At 39.7% G+C, this 16,307-nt stretch carries 17 protein-coding genes; 7 read left to right on the forward strand and 10 right to left on the reverse strand.

The annotated features are described in order from the left end of the window. Positions 1–212: 212 nt before the first annotated feature. Entirely contained in the window at positions 213–899 is a 687-nt protein-coding gene (locus ACTWQM_RS11765; protein WP_443258344.1) for a hypothetical protein, read from the reverse strand. Between ACTWQM_RS11765 and ACTWQM_RS11770 the strand changes: the two genes are divergently transcribed. Beyond that, entirely contained in the window at positions 839–1,033 is a 195-nt protein-coding gene (locus ACTWQM_RS11770; RefSeq protein ID WP_443258395.1) for an IS3 family transposase, read from the forward strand. The genes ACTWQM_RS11765 and ACTWQM_RS11770 overlap by 61 nt on opposite strands. 112 nt (positions 1,034–1,145) lie before the next feature. On the opposite strand, the gene ACTWQM_RS11775 is transcribed toward ACTWQM_RS11770, so the two are convergent. The 4 genes from ACTWQM_RS11775 to ACTWQM_RS11790 all read right to left on the reverse strand — a co-directional run bounded on the left by ACTWQM_RS11775 (position 1,146) and on the right by ACTWQM_RS11790 (position 6,000). After that, entirely contained in the window at positions 1,146–3,917 is a 2,772-nt protein-coding gene (locus tag ACTWQM_RS11775; RefSeq protein WP_443258345.1) for a UPF0182 family membrane protein, read from the reverse strand. 558 nt (positions 3,918–4,475) lie between these two features. Then, positions 4,476–4,823 carry a bacillithiol system redox-active protein YtxJ gene (gene ytxJ, locus ACTWQM_RS11780; protein WP_443258346.1) on the reverse strand — a complete coding sequence of 116 codons (348 nt, stop codon included), beginning with the start codon at positions 4,821–4,823 and terminating at the stop codon, positions 4,476–4,478. Between the two features lie 80 nt (positions 4,824–4,903). Continuing rightward, positions 4,904–5,311 (reverse strand): secondary thiamine-phosphate synthase enzyme YjbQ, encoded by a 408-nt coding sequence (locus tag ACTWQM_RS11785; RefSeq protein ID WP_443258347.1) that lies wholly within the window; start codon positions 5,309–5,311, stop codon positions 4,904–4,906. After that, a complete protein-coding gene (locus tag ACTWQM_RS11790) occupies positions 5,308–6,000 on the reverse strand; it encodes an RluA family pseudouridine synthase (RefSeq protein WP_443258348.1) in 693 nt (230 codons plus the stop codon). The genes ACTWQM_RS11785 and ACTWQM_RS11790 overlap by 4 nt, the downstream gene beginning before the upstream one ends. Before the next feature lie 160 nt (positions 6,001–6,160). Here ACTWQM_RS11790 and ACTWQM_RS11795 point away from each other — a divergent pair, with 160 nt between their 5' ends. After that, positions 6,161–8,398, forward strand: a complete 2,238-nt coding sequence (locus ACTWQM_RS11795; protein WP_443258349.1) for a bifunctional 2',3'-cyclic-nucleotide 2'-phosphodiesterase/3'-nucleotidase — start codon at positions 6,161–6,163, stop codon at positions 8,396–8,398. 266 nt (positions 8,399–8,664) lie between these two features. On the opposite strand, the gene ACTWQM_RS11800 is transcribed toward ACTWQM_RS11795, so the two are convergent. Then, positions 8,665–9,642, reverse strand: a complete 978-nt coding sequence (locus tag ACTWQM_RS11800) for a ring-cleaving dioxygenase (RefSeq protein ID WP_443258350.1) — start codon at positions 9,640–9,642, stop codon at positions 8,665–8,667. A 402-nt stretch (positions 9,643–10,044) separates the two neighbouring features. On the opposite strand from ACTWQM_RS11800, the gene ACTWQM_RS11805 reads away from it, so the two are divergent. Then, the gene (locus tag ACTWQM_RS11805) at positions 10,045–10,254 is read left to right on the forward strand and encodes a hypothetical protein (RefSeq protein WP_443258351.1); all 210 of its coding nucleotides are present in this window, start codon (positions 10,045–10,047) and stop codon (positions 10,252–10,254) included. A gap of 76 nt (positions 10,255–10,330) precedes the next feature. Here ACTWQM_RS11805 and ACTWQM_RS11810 read toward each other — a convergent pair whose 3' ends face one another. The 4 genes from ACTWQM_RS11810 to ACTWQM_RS11825 all read right to left on the reverse strand — a co-directional run bounded on the left by ACTWQM_RS11810 (position 10,331) and on the right by ACTWQM_RS11825 (position 13,027). After that, the gene (locus ACTWQM_RS11810) at positions 10,331–10,651 is read right to left on the reverse strand and encodes a YbjQ family protein (protein ID WP_443258352.1); all 321 of its coding nucleotides are present in this window, start codon (positions 10,649–10,651) and stop codon (positions 10,331–10,333) included. Then, the gene (locus ACTWQM_RS11815) at positions 10,632–10,883 is read right to left on the reverse strand and encodes a hypothetical protein (protein WP_443258353.1); all 252 of its coding nucleotides are present in this window, start codon (positions 10,881–10,883) and stop codon (positions 10,632–10,634) included. The genes ACTWQM_RS11810 and ACTWQM_RS11815 overlap by 20 nt, the downstream gene beginning before the upstream one ends. 140 nt (positions 10,884–11,023) lie before the next feature. After that, positions 11,024–12,043, reverse strand: a complete 1,020-nt coding sequence (locus ACTWQM_RS11820) for a hypothetical protein (protein WP_443258354.1) — start codon at positions 12,041–12,043, stop codon at positions 11,024–11,026. 51 nt (positions 12,044–12,094) lie between these two features. Next, positions 12,095–13,027, reverse strand: a complete 933-nt coding sequence (locus ACTWQM_RS11825) for a hypothetical protein (RefSeq protein ID WP_443258355.1) — start codon at positions 13,025–13,027, stop codon at positions 12,095–12,097. 160 nt (positions 13,028–13,187) lie between these two features. Between ACTWQM_RS11825 and ACTWQM_RS11830 the strand changes: the two genes are divergently transcribed. The 4 genes from ACTWQM_RS11830 to ACTWQM_RS11845 are packed head-to-tail and all read left to right on the forward strand — an operon-like array spanning position 13,188 to position 16,172. Then, positions 13,188–13,775: a bifunctional transcriptional activator/DNA repair enzyme AdaA gene (locus ACTWQM_RS11830; RefSeq protein ID WP_443258356.1), complete on the forward strand. Its 588-nt coding sequence runs from the start codon at positions 13,188–13,190 to the stop codon at positions 13,773–13,775. Next, complete coding sequence (locus tag ACTWQM_RS11835; protein WP_443258357.1) at positions 13,765–14,280, forward strand: methylated-DNA--[protein]-cysteine S-methyltransferase; 516 nt, start codon at positions 13,765–13,767, stop codon at positions 14,278–14,280. The genes ACTWQM_RS11830 and ACTWQM_RS11835 overlap by 11 nt, the downstream gene beginning before the upstream one ends. A 2-nt stretch (positions 14,281–14,282) precedes the next feature. Beyond that, positions 14,283–14,933: an endonuclease III domain-containing protein gene (locus tag ACTWQM_RS11840; protein ID WP_443258396.1), complete on the forward strand. Its 651-nt coding sequence runs from the start codon at positions 14,283–14,285 to the stop codon at positions 14,931–14,933. A gap of 15 nt (positions 14,934–14,948) precedes the next feature. Further along, positions 14,949–16,172 (forward strand): winged helix-turn-helix domain-containing protein, encoded by a 1,224-nt coding sequence (locus ACTWQM_RS11845; protein ID WP_443258358.1) that lies wholly within the window; start codon positions 14,949–14,951, stop codon positions 16,170–16,172. Positions 16,173–16,307 lie beyond the last annotated feature (135 nt).

The following is a 16,307-nucleotide window of genomic DNA, read 5'->3' on the forward strand; positions in this document are numbered from 1 at the left end:
TTTATATAACTCTTTGCGTCGTACTTGTAGTGATATTTGTAGATAAAAATAAGAAATCTCAGTTCAATTTAATGAACTGAGATTTTTCTTCTATTTATTTTCAAATGCTTATGAAACTGAGGCACCCTTTAGTTTAAGTGAATTACTTCACAATCTATGTATTGCTCAATGAACCCTTACAACCACAAGGATAATTATCCTTGCGGTTGACATTACTCACAATGATCAAACGTCTTCAATACAGCTTGCCCAATCTCTTCATCGGTAGCATTCACATCTAATTTAATAACAGGAACTTCGTATTCAAAGTTTCGATAAGATGAATCGGAATACCTTTTTCGTGGTTTGAATTTGTAACCATCTTCCGGATTGAACTTTGCTGAGAAATTTAAATGTAGTTTCGTAAATTTTGCAGTACTTTTGATTCCGGTTATCTCTTCAGTAATATCCACCATATTTTCTCTTGTGTACTCCTCATTGATGACAATATCCAATGATTTTTTTAAAGCATTGCCAATTGCGTTCGAATCAAAGGGATTGTGAAGAATATTAGGTTTATCCAGCCCTGTACGAACACCATCAGTATCAAATCCGAAAGGGATCATAAAAATCATCCCGTCATTCTTATTTTTATATACTCCAACACTGTAAACAGTATTGACGATAGTGACAACTAACTCAATTTCTACATTGTAATGCAAACTATTTGCATAAGCTCTTACCTCTTTAAGCGCATTAATATGTTCACTATTTAATTCTATATTAGGTACTGCTAAATTTAAAATTTTCTTGTCATAATCATCTTCATCAACGCTTCTAGTGACTTTTCTTCCGTCATATAAAGTTACCTTTCTTTCAGCTTCTTCAAACCGATTTAGATCTCTTATATCACGAGGCACTGTGCTCGTTTGAAGAATTAAAAAAGAAAATTGAAGACTATATCAATTATTATAATACTAAGCGTATAAAGCAAAAATTGGCAGGCATGAGTTCGGTTCAGTACCGCATTCACACCAGCCAATTAGCTGCTTAATATTAAACTCTAACTTTTGGGGGTCACATCAAATTTAATGGTCATTTTACATTACATTTTTAATGTTTGTGATAGGAAAAGGAACCAGTTACACCTGGAGATCTCATCATAACTATTCTTGATTCGCTAGCTGGTTTTCAATTTCGGTCATAATTCGACCCGCTTCTTCCCAGTTTCCTTCAGACATTGCCTTTTGATAGGCATTAAACAATTCTCCAAACTGTCGCAGTTTTTCTTCTGCATCATTTATATCCTGTGAAGGTTCTTCTGCGTTTTCATCCGCTTCCCCTGTTCCTCCACCTTCTTCTTGTGTTCCCTCATCTTCTTCTGCTTCCTGATCACTTTGCTGTTCCGGATTAATTAGCTTTAGCATTTCATCAAGAGCGTCGTCAAAGTTTGCTTCCATAACGATATTTTCGCCGTGTGCCAGGACAACCCGTTTTACTTCCGGAAGTGACGTTGCATTAGCTGATTCGATATAAATCGGTTCCACATAAAGCACCGTATCCTCAATTGGGATAGCAAGCAAATTTCCTCTAATGACTTCTGATCCACCTTGGGACCATAAGTTTAGCTCTTGTGAGATATCACTGTCTTGATTAATTCGATTTTCAATTTGTTGCGGACCATAAACATTACGTTGCTTCGGAAAGCGATATACAAGCGTATCGCCGTAGTGCTCGCCATCATTACGAACACCCATCCATGCGATCATGTTCTGCCTATTTTTCGGCGTATATGGCATCATGAGCATAAATTCTTCCTCTTCTTCATCGGGTAATTTCATCGTTGTATAATATGGTTCCATTACAATATCTTCATCAAAATATTTCTCCGTCGGGAACTGCCAAGTATCCTCCCGATTGTAAAACACTTCTAAATCTGACATATGGTACGTTCCATACATAGAGGCCTGTATAGAGAACAAATTCTCCGGATATCTGAAATGTGCCTGAATATCTTCAGGGACTTCCTCGGTAAATAAATCAGGGAATATATTTTGGTACGTTTGCAGTAACGGATTATCTGGTTCTACTACATAAAAATTCATCTTACCCGTATAGGCATCAATCATTACCTTTACAGAATTCCGAATATAATTTGTCTCCTTTTGATAAGGCTCGGCATATGGATATTTTTCTGCTTTCAGATACGCATCGATCATCCAAACAACACTGCCATCATCACGAACCACTAAATATGGATCCTGGTCATAGGAGAAAAATGGTGCGATACGCTTTACTCGATCCATGATATTTCTAGTTGCCAAAAGCTGACTGTCATCTGTTAACTGATCAGATACAAACATACGGAAAGAACCTTCACTTAGTGAAAACAACAAACGGTTTATGCCTTGTAATGGAATACCGGAATCCGCCTCATAGCGTGTATCCATATTCTCATCGCCTGAAGGATAATCAAATTCATCAACCGAACTATTGACAATGACATTTGGATGCGATTCCTCACCAAAGTAAATTTGCGGGCGATTTATATCCATTACACCCTCAGGCGGGAGATTTTCCAGCATATACTCAGGCTGCCCTTGTGCTGTCACCTGATTAACATGACTCATAGCCAGGCCGTAACCATGTGTATACCGTAAATTTTTATTAACCCAGGTTTTAGCCTGATCCGGAAGGTCGACCGTATTCAACTCCCTTGCTCCCAGGAATACTTGTTCATACTCACCATCAACCTCATAACGATCAATATCGACATCGTTAAATTCATAATACGTACGGAAAGTCTGCTTTTGATTATAGACATCGAGCAACGGTCTGACATCATTTATCCGCATGTTATCAATTGTCTCCTGGTTCCGCTCCACCATCTCCTTGCTTAATGAGCTATTTCCAGGGTGCTCCATTTCGTTAATACTGTCCAAATCATATGCAGCCCTTGTGTAGGATAAATTATGTTCTAAATAAGGCTGTTCTTTCGAAAATTCATTTGGTGACACAATAAAGTTCTGAACAGCAACAGATGTCAGCTGTCCTACAATTACTAATCCAATATAGGCAACAACTGGAATTAATATTGATTGGAGCTTACCCCGAACAATGGCTACAATTATCCAAACAGTTGCAATAACTGCAGTTCCCGCCAATATGTATGATTTAGGAATATTGATAATATCATCCGTGTAACTTAAACCGTAAACAACACTCTCCTGAAATAGGTTCACCTGATTCGTCAGAAGCGTCCCATATGGCGCCAACAGGTGGATACCCGCCAAAAGCAGCCCTATGAAACCAAGCGTTACGCCAAGCTGCAATTGAGCAGAACGGTTTAACCGATACATGTTATATACCGAATAAGCTCCTATTTCTGCCACTAGGAAAAATATACCTAACCCCAATAGGAGATAAACAATAAACTTTAGAAATGGTAAAACAAACATATAAAACGATATATCTAAATTAAAATAAGGATCCGTTTCTCCGAAAGAGGCATGCTCTAAATACTTAAGAGTACGTTCCCAGCCAAACCCCTGTGTAATACTACTGCCAAACAGGCCTATTAGAACAGATATTCCAAATATGATCAGGAAACTCATTTTGCGATTAACAATAACCTTTGACAGCTGACTGCTATCAAATTGATTCATGTACGATCGCCTTATCCAGTACAACGTGAAGAAAGTACCCGCAGCAAATAAAATAAACCCTGCTATGCCGAGCATTACTTTACTTCCCAGTATGGTAGTAAACACTTTCTCAAAGCCAAGCGATTCCATCCATATATAATCTACAATCAATTGATTAGCTATTAAACCTACGATAAGAATCAGAATAATACCAACTAAGATGTAGCCAATCCAATTCAAACGCTTCTTCCATTTTTCCTTTTGTTCTTCACTAAAACTGCCTTTAGTATCCAAAGTTGCCGCCCCCTGATTTTCACACTATTTCCTTGGCTATGATGATACACCACATAGCAAGAATAATATACACTGTTTTTAGATTAGTCTTTATGATAGTTACAATTACTAGATACGGATTTAGAAAAAAATGGTTTCAAAAGATAACGAGTTTACTAATATTATTGAGGAAAATTGATTGGTGGTGACTCCTTCGGGAATAGCACGTGTTCGAAGACCCCGCAGAGCAACTAAATGAAGGCCGACTAAAACCGTCCTTTGCGGACAACGTCGGCATATCCCTTGCCGGGGCAAGGAGGCTGAGGCAGTGCCCTATGGTGCGCACCCGCCCGTAGCGACCCCGGACGGCGGGACAAGAGTTTATAGATTTTATTCCAGCAGTTAGTTCGCAGTTTATATCAAATACGTACCGTTGATCCAAAGTCAACTCAAATAGTGTATCTTCAGCCTTTCTTATTCCTTCAAGGTTTATGCGTTCATTTTACGCTGCGAAAGTTGAATTATTAGTTCAATACAAACTGCCGCAGTCATGAAACACTGCAACAGTCTGCATCGACTCTATTCTGCATTCTTAAGCTCTCTAGTTATAGAGTCAGCTGTTATTTTTGAATGGGAGGTATGCCATAATACTTCTTTGTTTTTTATCAAAAAAATCTGCGGTGATTCATGTTTTACATTTGTTTCTACCGCGATTTGATTGGAGATATCCTTGCTTTCAATTACCTTCACGATATAGCCATCCAGATTATTATCAGATGACTCCAGGAATGATTGATATTGCTCAAAGGCGCCTGCACTGATTGGACATGTCGTACTATGTTTGAATAACAGAACAGGCTTTTGTTGAGATTTCTCCCAAACTTGTTCCAATTCTTCATTTGATTGCAGTTCTTCTAGCTCAATCATTGCTATCCCTCCATACTAGTATTTAATTCATAGTCACATTGTACTTGATGAATGGGCTATTAACCAGTAATTGCATTCAGCTACCCTTCTATAATCTTGACATGAAATGTCCTTGTTCTTGGACCGTCAAATTCACAAAAATAGACACTTTGCCAGGTCCCTACTATGAGCCTGCCCTCTGAAATAATTAATGTTTCATTCGCTCCAACAACAGAAGACTTCATATGTCCATCTGAATTTCCTTCCATATGCACATACGCAGACTTATTTGGAAACGTTTCATCAAGCCCCAGTTTTAAATCAGTTTTTACATCCGGGTCCGCATTTTCATTGATTGTAATCGCTGCAGTCGTATGAGGGCAATATACAATCATTATTCCATCTCGTATGCCACTTTTAGTTAGCGCTTCGTCCAAATAACGATCCAACTCGGTAAACGATTGTTTTGCCTTCGTGGAAATCGTAAAAGTAAATAGTGTCTTACTCACGTCATCATCTCCCCTTCTCTAAAAAACAGGTTCCATGGATGTTCTTCTGGCGGTAAAGATTTAAATTCCATCATTTCTTTTTTAGTTGGATGCTCAAATGACAATGTATGAGCCCATAAAGCAATTTGCTGTCCTTTACGATTCACATTTTGTCCGTATTTTTGGTCACCAAAGAGTGGATTACCGGTTTCAGACAGTTGAACTCTTATCTGATGTGATCGTCCGGTATGAAGATCGATCAGCAATAAGCTTAATTGCTCCTTCTCACCAATTACTTCATAATCCAGCAATGCTTTTTTGCCTTCTTGACGCTGGGAAGACACGGTCGACACTTTATTCTCACTTCGATCCTTCAGTAAAAAGTGCTCCAGCCTTGCCTGCTTTTGGGGAGGATTCCCCCTTGCAACAGCCAGGTATTTTTTATAAAATGCCTTCCTGCGAATCGAATCAGACAAACGAGAGGCAGCTTTTGAGGTTTTGGCAAACACCATCACTCCACCCACAGGTCGATCCAAACGATGAACCAGTGCTAGAAAGACGTTGCCTGGTTTATTATGGCGTACCTTTAAATCTGCCTTTAACATTGATAACATATCCCGATCTCCGGTAGGATCCTCCTGAACCGGAATGTTGACCGGCTTTTCAACCACAAGCAAATGATTATCTTCATGTAGGATAGGTATATTCATATATCGAAACTCCTTATACGTAAAAATCAACGTCCATGATAACATAACTAAAAAGAATCAAACCATCTAATTCATTTGACCCCCTACAATCAGACTATTCAAAAAGGCATCACATTCCTTTAACCTAGTAATTAACAATATATTGAAAGGGGTTACAAAATTGAAAAATAAAAGATTGGTAAAGTTCTCTTTTATATTTTTAACAGCATTACTTCTGTTTAATCCGCTGGGCGAAAATAATTCTTCTCATGCGGCAACAACTGACAGCAGCATAGTCAACATGAGACTTATGGAAACAACGGACATTCATGTTAATCTTGTTAACTACAACTATTATCAGGACAAGCCAACTAATGAATTTGGTCTGGCTATGACAGCAACACTCATTAAACAGGCTCGTAGTGAAGCGAAAAACCATATGTTATTTGACAACGGTGACCTGATTCAGGGCAATCCACTTGGAGATTACGTTGCTAGAAACGGCCTTGAAGAGGGAGAAGTCCACCCTGTCTACAAAGCAATGAATCTTCTGGATTATGACACCGCAAATATTGGGAACCATGAATTTAACTATGGTATCGACTACTTGAAGGAATCCATAGACGATGCTAATTTCCCATATATCAATGCAAACGTCTACTATGATGATGGTGACAGCGACCCAACCAACGACGAAAACTTCTTCCAGCCATACAAAATCATCAACAAGCAAGTGGAGGATGAAAACGGCAATACCCAAACCGTTGACGTTGGGGTAATTGGCTTTGTTCCACCACAAATCATGCAATGGGATAGCACTAACCTGGAAGGAAAAGTAATTACCAAAGGAATTTATGAAACAGCTCAAAAGTTTATACCGGAGATGAAGGAACAGGGCGCCGATATCATTGTAGCAGTTCCACACTCTGGACTTGGCTCAGTTGAACTGCAAAAAAAAGAAGAGAATGCTACTTACAATCTGACGGAAGTAGAGGGCATTGATGCGATTCTGTTCGGCCATGCTCATGAAGCTTTTCCTAGCGAGTCATTTGCAGGAATTCCCGGTGTGGACCTGGAAAAAGGAACAATTAACGGTGTTCCATCTGTAGAAGCAGGCTTTTGGGGGAACCACATGGGATTCGTTGATCTGAAACTCGAAAAAAATGGAGAAGACTGGGATGTGATTGATTCCAGTGCGGAAGTCCGATCCATTTACGACGAAGAAACAGGCGAAGCGCTTGTCGAACCAGATCAGGAAATCATTGATGCCGTAGCAGAAGAACATCAGGCAACATTAGATTATGTACGTTCTGAAGTGGGCGAAACAACTGCACCGATTCACAGCTATTTCGCACTCGTTAAAGACGATCCATCTGTACAAATCGTATCCAATGCACAGAAATGGTATACGAAAAATGCAGTAGAAGGAACGGAATATGAAGGGCTACCAGTCCTGTCAGCGGCAGCACCATTTAAAGCGGGTGGAAGAAGTGGATCTAACTATTACACGTATATACCTGAAGGGCCAATCGCCATTAAAAACGTGGCTGACCTTTACGTATATCCGAACACCTTGAAAGTAGTCAAACTAAACGGGAAGCAAATTCGTCAATGGCTCGAAATGTCTGCCGGGCAATTTAATCAGGTTGATCCGGATGCCTCAGAACAGCAGTCATTAGTTGACCTTGATTTTTCAACGTATAATTTTGATATAATTGATGGCGTCACTTATGAAGTCGATGTGACTGAACCATCTCGTTATAATAATGACGGTGAGCTGATTAACCCGAATGCACAACGGATTGTAAATCTGCAATATAATGGTGAACAAGTATATGACGGGCAGGAATTCCTTGTTGCAACGAATAACTATCGTGCTGGTGGAGGCGGTAACTTCCCTAACTTAGATGGAAGTCAAATTGTCCTATCTCCACAGGTACAAAACCGTCAGGCGGTTATCCAGTATATTCAGGAAAACGGAACAATTGATCCTTCAGCTGACGGGAATTGGTCATTTACACCAATTGATGGCAGTCCGAAGCTAACATTCCAGTCATCACCGGATGCACAGCAATTCACTAAGCCAGACGGGAATATTAGCTACTCCGGTGAAGGAACAAATGGTTTTGCCAAATATAACATTGACTTATCTAAGCCCGTAACGCTTTCATCTATCCAGCAGAACGTTGCGGACTTGAAACAAGCAGGTGAAATCGATCATCCATTGGCAGTTCAGCTAACGAATAAACTGAAGCAAGCGGAACACCAATTGGATAAAGATCACCAAAAACAGGCGATTAAAAAAGCAGAAGGATTCTTAAAGCATTTGAATAACAAAGCAATGAACAAATTCATTACATCAGATGCAAAGGAAGACTTGAATAACGCTGCTGATGAGCTTATTAACAACTGGCAGTGAGAGGAACAAAAGCGCAAGCGCCTGTTCAGCGCCGTATGGACTGGACTGACCCGTGTGAGATAAAGGATACACGAAGAGCGTTAGCGATTCGATGTTGACTTATCGTAGACACGGGGAGGGAAGTCCACTAGGCGCTAGGCCCTGGAGCTGGACGTGGCTAGATAGCTTAGTTAGTTATCCACAGCGCTCAAATTTTATAATTTCCTAGACAATAAAAAAGCCCTGTTATGGATTGATTCCATGACAGGGCTTTTTAATGCTTTTAATTATTCTTTCGTAAACTCTTTCGTACTTCTTACCGTATCAATTGGTCGAACCATTTTTTCGATTTCTTCACGTTTTGGTTCCAGCATTGGAGGTAAGGATAGTTTTTCTCCAAGCGTTTCATAAGGCTCATCACCCATAAAACCTGGACCCTCTGTGGCAAATTCAAATAAAATCTGTGGGGCCACATTGATATACAATGACCCGAAGAAGAATCGATCAACAAAGCCTGATGTCTGGAATCCTATGCTTCTCATCCGTTTATCCCACTCATCTAATACAGAACGATCTTCAACACGAAATGCTGCATGGTGAACTGTCCCAAAACCTTGTCTTGCCTGCGGTAGAACTGTATTATACTCTACGACAACCTGTGCGCCATTTCCTCCTTCGCCTACTTCGAATAAATGAAAGGAACCTTCATGATCTATTTCTTTAAATAGAAGGGCTTTTTCCATCATTTCTTTAAAGTAATCAAAGTTGGCAATACGAACAAAGATTGGCCCTAATCCGGTAATGGCATACTCTAATGGGACCGGCCCTTTTTGCCACGGAGTACCTGCAGCAACTCCCTTATCATTTTCATCTGAAATCAGTTGGTAATTTTGATCATCAAAATCAACAAAAGGAAGTGTCTTTTTACCAAATTGTTCTTTAATTCCGGAGTGTTTTACTTCCAGCCGGTCAAAGCGTTTCACCCAATATTCAAGTGCTGCATCACTTGGTACACGAAATGATGTCTTAAAAATCTCATTTGTCCCGTGTGACCCTTTTGGAATGCCAGGGAAATCAAAGAAAGTCATATCCGTACCTGCACTTCCTTTATCATCCGCAAAAAATAAATGATATGTTTTGATATCGTCCTGGTTAACGGTCTTTTTCACCAAACGCATTCCTAAAACATATGTGAAAAATTCATAGTTCTTTTCTGCACTGCTTGTTATCGCAGTTACATGATGCATACCTTTTAAACCATTCATTTAAAATTCCTCCAATCAATTTACACTGTAGTAGCTCTATTTTATCTGTTATATTTATTTTTAATTCAAGATAAATATAATACTGATAAACTTTAGTGTCAATAAATAAGGTTTATATCGAATGAATAATGGCTGATTGTTGCTGTTTCCAAGCAATGAATCTTATAATGCTGCGACACCAACTAAGAGTAATCGATTTGTGGCTCGCTGTCCCACAGGAAGTGGTTTTTGCTTCTGAGGAATCTGAAGCGTTGCCCTAAGGCGCGCGATATGTATTGCCCAAGCGTTGTATAACATTCAAATATTTTCCAAATTACTTCGCAGTTTATATCAATTGCGACAAACTAAAAGCAGCCTGTATAAAAATAGTTACGAAACACAGTTTATTACTGAGGTGAAAAAATGGAAAAACAACGCAAAAAGGAGTTCTCCATTCCAACAGAGGCGAATTCAGATGGTGAGATAAGTGTTCAAGACGGACTAGATGCTAAGTATCCTTTTGCCGAGGAAGACAATTTCGCTGGAGATTCTGTTGATGAACATAAGGAACTTGAAGCAGCCAATGAATACTTTGCAGAAAAAGAGATATCACAGCAAAATAACAACTCATAACTATCAGTTTCGAGTTCAATCACTTAGAAAAAGCCGCATTCTTCAGCTGAAGATGCGGCCTAATTTCTAGCTCATTTTATTTTTTTTGAATATTGACAGCCGTTCCATACACCAAAAGTTCTGCTGCCCCGTTGGCAATCTGGGATGTTACAAAGCGAACATTTACAACCGCATCAGCACCTGAATTCTCCGCCTCCTTGACCATTCGTTCTGTAGCCCTTTGTCTGGATTCTGTTAACATTTCCGTATACTCTTTCACTTCTCCGCCAACTATATTTCTGAAACCTGCGACAAAATCCTTCCCAATATGTTTCGCACGCACAACATTTCCTTTCACCATTCCCTTCACATCTGTGATTTCATACCCAGGAATAGTTTCAGTATTTACTAACATCATTTTGATCTTCCTCCTTCTTGTCTTTAATTCTGTCTCTTATAACACCGATGAGCACTACCAGAACACCTGTCATTCCAGCCAGAATAGAGCTGATCAAAAAGATAGTATTATACCAATGGTTAATCGCAAAAAAATCAACGGTATTAGATAACAGAAATATTAAAATAGAAACCCCAACTAGAACAACACCACAGCGAAATAAGATAACTCCAAGACGAACTATAACCTTCACCCGCCAATCACGACGTACTTACTTAAGTAATACGGTAATAACTGCAAAAGGTTCCAAAAAGTCAGACGTTTGTATTACATTTTCTCAAATGACTTCAATATAAAAAGCCGGAGGAACCCCCCGGCTTTTAATAAAAACATTTATTTTACTTCGACTTCTAATTCAGCTGACTCTTCCACAGATGTTTCTACAGTCTCTTCTGTGTTTTCCTCTTCAGTTGTTTCTTCATCTGTTTCTTCGTCACTCGCTTCTACTGCAAGTACTGCTGAGTTTTCTGAAGCATGTTCAATTGCTACATCACTAGCGTTTGCTGAAGCTTGTGCGTTGATTTTGTTTTCTTGTGACTTATTCACTTCTTCTTCTGTTTCTGTTTCCTCTGTTTCTTCTTCCGTTGTTTCCTCTTCTGTTGCTTCTTCATCTGTTACTGATTCTTCTGTTTCTTCTGTGCCTTCTTCAGCTTCTTCTGTATTCTCTTCTTCTGTTGTTTCTTCTTCTGTTGCTTCTTCATCTGTTACTGATTCTTCTGTTTCTTCTGTGCCTTCTTCAGTTTCTTCTGTGCCTTCTTCAGCTTCTTCTGTATTCTCTTCTTCTGTTGTTTCTTCCTCGTTTGCCTCTTCATCTGTTTCTGTTTCTTCTGTGCCCTCTTCTTCTGTCTCTACAGCTAGTACTGCTGAGTTTTCAGAAGCATGTGCTTTAGCTACATCGCTTGCATTTTCTGCAGCTTGTGAGTTTACTTTATTTTCTTGAGATTTATTTACGACCTTTTCCTCGGTTTCTTCTTCAGTTTCTTCTGTGCTTTCTTCTTCAGTTGTTTCCTCTTCCGTTGCTTCTTCCTCTGTCACTGATTCTTCTGTTTCTTCTGTTGTTCCCTCTTCAGTTACTTCACCATCAGCTTCAGCTGTCACTTCAACATTAGCCTCTTCGTCCTTAGATTCAGCTACAATAGATGACTTTGATGATGCATTAGCTTTTGCTGTTTCACTAGCATTCGCACTTCCTTGAGATTCACTTTTCTTCTCAGCTTTTGCTTCCTGCTTCTTTTCAACAGCTACTTCTTTTTCTGCATTAGAAGAAGCTGCATCTGTTGATTGAACACCTGCAAATACTCCTATTGTCATAACTCCTGCAAATACTAGAGATTTCATCCGTACGTTTTTCATAATTTAATCGCTCCTTAATTAATTTTATATATATTCATCACTTTAAAAAAATTAAGAAGCAATCTTTGGCGGTTCTGCTGGCGGTGCATTCACCCACTGATCCCAAAGAACTTCGGATCTTTTGCCGATTACTTGCGACTTAGAAAAGAACATGAGGGGATTTGGCAAATCTCCTTTTACCACTGATGAAAAACTGGTTTGTCCACCATAATCACTACCACTCGTAGATGCTGGTGACGGTAATGAACCAGGTTTGATCATAATTTCCTGACTAACTGGATCTTCGTTAGGTTTTGGAATTGACTTTAAATTACCACTTTGTTCTTTTTCATCAGGAGTCATATCATCCTCAGATGCGCTTTGTTTATTAGTTTGAACTGTTTTATCTCCTGAATCGGTTACTGAAATTTGGGGCACTTCTTTACCCTTCGTTGGATTTCCTACATTTTTAGAGTTGTCATTCGTCTGAGTAGTTTGCTCTTCATTAATTTTCGAGCTTTTATCTACAGTACTTTTTGACCTCCCTTTTTTTCCATGCAGTTTATCTTCAACCTGTTTTTTTACTTTTTCCTTCTTTGACGCCACCTCTCGCTCAAGCTTTTCTGTTTGTTCAGTAGTTTGGTCATTTGCCTGAGGTGGCAAGGTTTTTGAATTCTCATCCTTCGATTCAGGTTCCGCGTGATCGGAAGCTTTATCCGACGGTTTCTCTTTATCTGTCATCCCTTTAGAAACTTGCTTATCATGATTCGATGATTCTCCAGGATTGTCAGAAGATCCTTTCCCCTTTTTAGTAGCCTCTTTGACAGCTTGAGAAGCTTGCTTACCTTTTTCCGAAGCTTCTTCAGCTACATTTGTTAACTCTTTATCGTTAGCCTGTGGCGCTGCCTTTTCAGAAGAACTCCCATTATTCGCTAAAGTATCGACTGGAAGTAAAAATACCGCTAGTACCATTAGGCAAAAATATACTAATGGTCTTATGCGCATACACTCACCTCCTTCCCTCTCTTTCTACATAATTCTAATTTTTCTATTATTTTCTGTCCGTCTTATTAAAATTCAACAACTTTCGATATCTTGCTTTTCCATTCAAAATAAGCTGTTTTGTAACTAATATGAGTTATAATAATGGTGGAGGTGGATGGTGATGGTTACAGCTAAAAACTCAGTATTAACAACTGAGCAGTGGAAAGCTATTCGTGAAAATGACGAGAATTTTGATGATCAATTTTTCTATGCTGTCAGAACGACGAAAATCTTTTGCAGACCTTCCTGCAAATCTCGTGTTCCGAATTTTGATAATGTAACTATTTTCTATAATGCGGATGAAGCATTGGCAGCGGGATTTAGACCGTGTAAAAGGTGTGAATCAGCGGGATACCGGCTGCCGGATGAGGAATGGGTCCTTAAGGCAGAGACATTTATAAGAGAACATTTTTTTGAACACTTAACATTGAATAGTATTGCAGAGGGATGCCACGGCAGTCCTTATCATTTACATCGCGTATTTAAGCGGATAAATGGTATTACACCAATAGAATTTATGCAAACAGTTCGGATGGAAAAAGCAATATTTTATCTCAGAAAGACGGATAAATCGATTCATGAAATTTGTACGTTAATAGGAGTTCCTAATGCTGCACACTTTGCAACATTGTTTAAAAAACGAACAGGGCAGTCACCACGAGATTTCCGAAAAAGTGATGAAAATGAGGTGTTACGTCATGAAATATAATGAAGAAAATGTGGTATATTATGGCCATATTAAATCTGATGGTTGGTCCATTTATCTTTCGGTTACCGATACTGGCCTTTGTTTTATCGGTTCGCATAATGGGGGATTTAGTGAAATGAAGAGCTGGTTTAATACTAAACGGCCAAAAGCCCATCTAGTTGAAGACTGGAATGAAGTATCCGTATATGCTGAACAATTAGCAGACTATTTAAACGGTGAACGGAAAAATATTAATTTACCTATAGATTTAATTGGCACAGAGTTTCAGAAAGCAGTATGGACTGAGTTGCAAAAAGTCCTCTATGGTGAAATAAAGACCTACACAGATATATCAAAAGCTGTCGGCAGGCCCAATTCAGTACGTGCAGTAGGAACAGCAGTTGGAGCGAATCCTATATTAATTGTTGTACCTTGTCACCGGGTGATTAGTAAAAGCGGGAAACTGACTGGCTATCGTGGCGGCATTCCCATGAAGCAGAAATTACTTAGTCTGGAAAGCAGCTAATGATGACACGAAATTATCAATTAATCTATGATAAGTTGTTAGACTATTACGGCCCGCAAAACTGGTGGCCTGCCGATACACCCTTTGAAATGATGATTGGCTCGATTCTAGTACAGAATACAAGCTGGCGTAATGTGGAAAAAGCACTGGAAAAGGTAAAACCTTTTTTGAGTCCGAAGCGTATGGAAAAGTTAACAACTAAGGAGCTTGCCCTGTTAATTCGGTCGAGTGGTTTCTTTAATATCAAGTCAAAACGAATTAAGACTTTTCTGGAATGGTATAAATCCTATAACTACGATATTGACGCGGTCAAAAAAACAGACAAGCATCAGCTAAGAAACGAACTGCTTAGCATTAATGGTATTGGTCGCGAGACAGCTGATGTCATGCTGCTATATGCTTTTGACAAACCAGTATTTGTTGTTGATGCATATGCCAGAAGAATTTTTTACCGGCTCGGATTCGATATGCCAAAATCCTATGATACATTTCGAAAACAGGTGGAAGAAGTGGTTCCGGAAGACCTGGGATTATTTAATGAATTTCATGCTGTGCTGGTTGAGCATGCAAAAGTTCATTGTAAGTCTGTACCGATATGTGAGGGTTGTCCATTGTTTGACGTTTGTGACCAAAGATTGGATAGCAATGATTAGAATGGAGGAAATCAGATGATGTCGCACCATACAAACCGACGTGCTGTTCGCCGTTTTCTGCTGGATACCCAGCACCTCCTTTCACAGAAGGAGAATCCCACTAAAGAAGAGACATTCCAGATAATTCGGCAGCTTGAATGTGTTCAGCTTGATGCAGTTGCCTCCGTTTCCCGTAACCAGCATCTTGTTTTAGCCGCTCGAGTTCCTGGGTATCAACCCGAAATATTAAATGATTTATTAGCACAAGGTCAATTATTCGAGTATTGGGCAAATGCCGCATGTACGATCCCAATGGAAGACTATCCAAAATTTGAAGCGACCCGACTTCGCTTCCAAAATCAGTCGAAGGAAGAACTGGATAAACTAGGATCTGTTGTGGATGATGTGCTCGATAAGCTGCAGCTAGAGGGCCCGCTTCCTTCACGAGCTTTCCAGGCTGAGAACCGTGTTCACGGTGCATGGGACAACAAATCGCCCAAGACCAAGGAGACCTCCCACGCCTTGAACCAGCTCCTTGATACAGGAATAATCCGTGTCGTCAGGAGAGTTGGAAGTGAACGTTTCTTCGATCTAACGGAACGTACAATACCGATGAGCCTTTTACAGGAAGCTAAAAAAATGGATAGCGTTGACTCGAATGAAGCCCTTCTGGAAAAATATATGCGGGCCTACCGCATCTTTGATGCGAGTGATTCCCGTCTGGGCTGGCAAAAAATGAGTGCAGCACAACGTCGAGAAGCGATTACAAAGCGATTGGAAACTGGAGCAATTATTCCATTAGAAATGGATGATGTTCACCGGCAATATTATATTTTAGCTGAAGATCTGGACGCATTAAAAAAACACGAACAATTCACGGTTGAGGGGGAATCTTCCACAGAGGATGCGCCAATCCGATTTCTTCCGCCACTGGATAATTTGCTCTGGCGCCGGGAGCGATTGGTAGATCTTTTTGACTTCTCATATAAATGGGAAGTATATACACCAAAAGCCAAACGCAAGTATGGATATTATGCCATGCCAATCCTTGCCGGAGACCGTTTAATTGGTCGAATCGATCCAGGCCTGGACAGAGAAAATCAACACTTGAATATTCGTTTGCTGCAACTTGAGCATAATGTGAACCTGACGCCACACCTGCGTAAAAATTTGAAGGATGCAGTAGAGAGCTTTGCTGCCTTTCACCATGCTCAAACTATTACGATCGAACGGGCAATGCAGGATGTACAGATTTTTTAATATCATTTTTTTACATAACCAGCAAAAACGTACAAGCTGGCAAGCGTACACTATTAGAAGTAAAATGAATATAGGTACCAAACATCAGGCACCCACTTTTTTACTGGGTGCCTGGTATTATCCAAAGGGTGTGAA

Source organism: Virgibacillus sp. L01 (genome assembly GCF_052246775.1).
In the GTDB taxonomy this organism is placed as follows: domain Bacteria; phylum Bacillota; class Bacilli; order Bacillales; family Amphibacillaceae; genus Lentibacillus.